We start from the raw sequence: 4,294 nt of genomic DNA, 5'->3' as shown, positions 1-4,294 counted from the left end.
ATCGGCGCCTTCATCGAGAAGCGCGAGCCGAAGTGGCAGGATAAATAATTGTACCAGAAGCCAAGTGGCCGAACCGTCCAGGTCCCGTCATTCCGGGATGGTGCACTAGCACCAGACCCGAGATTTGCAATCGCGCATCGGGGGATCTCGAGATTCTCAGGTGCGCAATTGCGCACCATAGTTCGATGCTTTGCATCGCCCCGGAATGACGGCCGCGAACGCTTCGCAACACTCGCGATGAAATATTGGACCGTTCACGAATGAACCATGACGCGTACTCCGACGATTACATCCGCGAAATTCTCAACGGCGTGAAGACGATCGCGATGGTCGGAGCATCACCGGTCAATGTGCGGCCGAGTTACTTCGCCTTCAAATATCTGGCGCAGCGCGGCTACGACATGATTCCAGTCAATCCCGGCCACCTCGGCAAGAGCCTGCTCGGAAAACCGTTCGTGGCCTCGCTTACCGATATCGGGCGCCCGGTGGACATGATCGACATCTTCCGCAATTCCAGCCACATCATGCCGGTGGTGGACGAAGCCTTGAAACTGTCGCCATTGCCGAAGGTGATCTGGATGCAGCTCGGCGCGCGCGACGATGCCGCCGCGGCCAAGGCCGAGGCCGCCGGCCTCAAGGTCGTGATGAACCGCTGCCCGAAGATCGAATATGGCCGGCTGTCCTCAGAGATTTCGTGGATGGGCGTCAACTCGCGCACGCTGAGTTCCAAGCGTGCGCCGATACCGACCCAGGGCATGCGGCTTTCGCTGAACCGGACCAGCCTCGGCGGGGGCGAAACCGCCGCCTCCGATCGCGCCGCGAAGAACAAGAGCGAGCTTTCGTGATGCAAATGCGAAACGATTGTTCCGCGAACGCGGCAAAACGAAGCACGGCCGTTGCGGACGATGAGTGACGCGTCACGCTGCCTTGACGGCGGACGCCGCTGACGCGATTGTCCTCCAAAGGAAGGAGGCGGAGCTGCGCCGTCTCGAACTAGAATCGTCCCGCTCATCTTCGCGACGCGGCCGCTCCCCTCAAGTGATGGGACCTTCACAAAGGAAATAATATGACCGATCGTCTTCCCGGATTTTCGACCCTTGCCGTTCATGCCGGTGCGCAACCCGATCCCACCACCGGCGCGCGGGTGACGCCGATTTATCAGACCACGTCATTCGTGTTCAACGATGCCGACCACGCCGCCTCGCTGTTCGGGCTGCAGGCATTCGGCAACATCTATACCCGAATTGGAAATCCGACCAACGCGGTCCTCGAAGAACGCGTCGCCGCGCTTGAAGGCGGCACCGCCGCGCTGGCCGTAGCTTCAGGACATGCCGCGCAGGTTGTCGCACTTCACCAGTTGTTGCGGCCGGGCGACGAATTCATCGCCGCCCGCAAGCTCTATGGTGGCTCGATCAATCAGTTCAACCATGCCTTCAAGAGCTTCGGCTGGAACGTCGTGTGGGCCGATCCCGACGATATCGAAAGCTTCAAACGCGCGGTCACGCCGCATACCAAGGCGATCTTCATCGAGTCGATCGCCAATCCCGCCGGCAGCATCACCGATATCGAGGCGATCTCGGCAGTGGCCCACGAGGCCGGCGTGCCGCTGATCGTCGACAACACCCTGGCGACGCCCTACTTGATCCGCCCGATTGATCACGGCGCCGACATCGTGGTGCATTCGCTGACCAAGTTCCTCGCAGGTCACGGCAACTCCATCGGCGGCATGATCGTCGACGCAGGCACCTTCGACTGGTCGAAGGACAACAAGTACCCGATGCTGAGCGAGCCGCGGCCCGAATATCATGGCATCAAGCTGCAGGAGACGTTCGGCAATTTCGCCTTCGCAATCGCCTGCCGCGTGCTGGGCCTGCGCGATCTCGGCCCGGCGCTGTCGCCGTTCAACGCGTTCCTGATTCTGACCGGGATCGAGACGCTGCCATTGCGCATGCAAAAGCACTGCGACAACGCCAAGGCGGTCGCGGAATTTCTCTCAGGCCACGCGGCGGTGGCGTCGGTCAACTACTCCGGCCTGGCGGAGAACAAGTACAACAACCTCGCCCGCAAATATGCGCCGAAGGGCGCCGGCGCCGTGTTCACCTTCAGCCTCAAGGGCGGCTACGAGGCCGGCGTCAAGCTGGTGTCGAACCTGAAATTGTTCTCGCATCTGGCCAATGTCGGCGACACCCGCTCGCTGGTGATCCATCCGGCCTCGACCACGCACAGCCAGCTCGACGACGCCGCCAAGATCCAGTCGGGCGCGGGCCCCGATGTGGTGCGGCTGTCGATCGGCATCGAAGACAAGGAGGATCTGATCGCCGATCTGGAGCAGGCGTTGACCGCGTAAGGTGTCGTCATTCCGCGGCGCGCCTCAGCGCGAACCCGAAATCTCGGGATCGCCCGATGCGCGATGGTACATCTGAAAGATCGGGTCCTTCGGACCCTCCCGGAATCGCGCCTTGGGTAGGGCAAGCGCCTTAGCCATATTCCCAAATGCTCGTCATCGGCGGCTGCCGCGGCCCGCGGCGTCCGATATATTTGCAGCTACCGAAACCATCCTTCGGAGCCGCCGATGTTGCGTTTTGCCGTCGCCTTGCTTGCCGCCGTCGTCACATCCGGAACCGCCGAGAGCGCTGACCGGGCGCTGGTCCCTCCCCGCTGGCATCGCACCGTCCGGCTGCCAGCCGGCCTGCCGAGGCCGCACTACCATTTCAGAACCACGATCACGTATGCCGCGCCGTACACCTATCGCCGGCCCTGGCCCCGGCTTTCGGTCTACGAGGCACCGGCACTCCTGTGCGCACCTGTGGCCTACGTCGATATCCCATACGCCGCGCCCATGCTGGTCGCACCCGCGCGCGATCCCTACGTTCCCGATGGGGACCGCCTGCCCTACGCCTGCGGCGTTTACGGCTACTGCTAGCGTAACGTTGAAGTCAGCCAGTTTGGGTGACCGGCAGCCCCAACTCTTGGGGCTTTAGTTCCGCCTGCCGCCCGGCCAATCGCTCGGCCTGGAAGATCGCGAGCGTCAACACCGCAATCGCGACGGCCTGATGGGCGAGCGCAAGATCGATCGGAACCTGGTTGAGCAGCGTGAGAATCCCCAGCGTCGCCTGCAAGGTGATGACGGCCGCAAGCCACAGGGCGCCGTTGACTGCGGCGGCTCCGGCGCGCGACCTGATCGCATCGAATGCGTGCAGGATGGCCAGCACGAACAACAGGTACGCCATCATGCGATGCTCGAACTGCACGGTGAGCGTATTGTCGAACAAATTGCGCCATCGCGGCACGTCAAAGAACAGCCGCGACGGCGACGGAATGAACCTTCCGTCGATGGCCGGCCAGGTATTGTAGATCTTGCCGGCGCGCAGGCCCGCGACCAGCGCACCGAGATAAAGCTGCACGAAGGTCAGCACCACCAGCACTATGCTGGTGATTTTCAGCCGGGAGGATACCGACAGCGGTGGCCGGTCCGCCAGCCGGCGCAGCGTCCAGACGATCGCGGCAAAGATCAGCAGCGCCAGCACCAAATGGGCTGCCAGGCGATAGTGCGAGACTTCCACCCGCTGCGAGAGCCCTGACGCCACCATCCACCAGCCGACCGCGCCCTGCAGCGCGCCGAGGCCGAAGATCAGCCACAGTCGGCGCTGCAAATCGGCGCCGAGAAAGCCGCGCCACATGAACCAGACAAACGGCAGGAGATAGGCGAACCCGATGACCCGCCCGAGCAGCCGGTGGCCAAATTCCCACCAGAAGATCGTCTCGAACTCGGCGAGATTCATGCCGGCGTTCATTTCGCGGTATTGCGGGATTTTCTTGTAGGCTTCGAAGGCCTGCGTCCATTGCTCCTGGTCGAGCGGCGGCAGCGCGCCGGTGATCGGTTTCCACTCGACGATCGAAAGCCCGGCCTCGGTAAGACGCGTGGCGCCGCCAACCAGCACCATGAGCGCGATAAGGGCCGCGATCGACACAAGCCACCATCGGACGGCGCGGATTTGGGGGGCCTGCTGTGCGGGAAAGGCGGTCATCGAAGCTGCGCTTGAATGAATTTGCGTGCCCCTTATAGTCCGACTCTCCCCGCGCGCAAGGCGCGCCATTACCACGAGTTGCACAATTCCGTCATGACCATACGCACCCGCAAGTTCCTCGGAACCATCGCTCTTCTCGTGCTGGTGGTGGTGTGGTCGCTGATGGGAATGGCTGTAGCGCAGATGCCCTGGCTTGCGAACTCCGGGCTGGCGCAGGCTGTCTTCTATGTCGTGGCCGGCATCGGCTGGGTGCTGCCGGCGATGCC

The 4,294-nt window shown here is 62.8% G+C and carries 5 protein-coding genes; 4 read left to right on the top strand and 1 reads right to left on the bottom strand.

The window, feature by feature from the left end; translation table 11 throughout:
- Nucleotides 1–260 precede the first annotated feature (260 nt).
- The 3 genes from QZ213_RS25390 to QZ213_RS25380 all read left to right on the top strand — a co-directional run bounded on the left by QZ213_RS25390 (nucleotide 261) and on the right by QZ213_RS25380 (nucleotide 2,923).
- Complete coding sequence (locus tag QZ213_RS25390; protein WP_291688814.1) at nucleotides 261–845, top strand: CoA-binding protein; 585 nt, start codon at nucleotides 261–263, stop codon at nucleotides 843–845.
- A 221-nt stretch (nucleotides 846–1,066) separates the two neighbouring features.
- Complete coding sequence (locus QZ213_RS25385) at nucleotides 1,067–2,347, top strand: O-acetylhomoserine aminocarboxypropyltransferase (protein WP_291688813.1); 1,281 nt, start codon at nucleotides 1,067–1,069, stop codon at nucleotides 2,345–2,347.
- A 225-nt stretch (nucleotides 2,348–2,572) separates the two neighbouring features.
- Nucleotides 2,573–2,923 (top strand): hypothetical protein, encoded by a 351-nt coding sequence (locus tag QZ213_RS25380; RefSeq protein ID WP_291688812.1) that lies wholly within the window; start codon nucleotides 2,573–2,575, stop codon nucleotides 2,921–2,923.
- 13 nt (nucleotides 2,924–2,936) lie between these two features.
- On the opposite strand, the gene QZ213_RS25375 is transcribed toward QZ213_RS25380, so the two are convergent.
- Nucleotides 2,937–4,028 carry a COX15/CtaA family protein gene (locus QZ213_RS25375; protein WP_291688811.1) on the bottom strand — a complete coding sequence of 364 codons (1,092 nt, stop codon included), beginning with the start codon at nucleotides 4,026–4,028 and terminating at the stop codon, nucleotides 2,937–2,939.
- Between the two features lie 93 nt (nucleotides 4,029–4,121).
- On the opposite strand from QZ213_RS25375, the gene QZ213_RS25370 reads away from it, so the two are divergent.
- A partial coding sequence (locus QZ213_RS25370; RefSeq protein WP_291688815.1) for a DUF2842 domain-containing protein occupies nucleotides 4,122–4,294 on the top strand: 173 nt, incomplete at its 3' end.

The organism is Bradyrhizobium sp., from assembly GCF_017881085.1.
GTDB lineage: Bacteria > Pseudomonadota > Alphaproteobacteria > Rhizobiales > Xanthobacteraceae > Bradyrhizobium.
The sequence above is the reverse complement of the archived record's forward strand: the minus strand, read 5'-3'. Positions and strand labels throughout refer to the sequence as shown.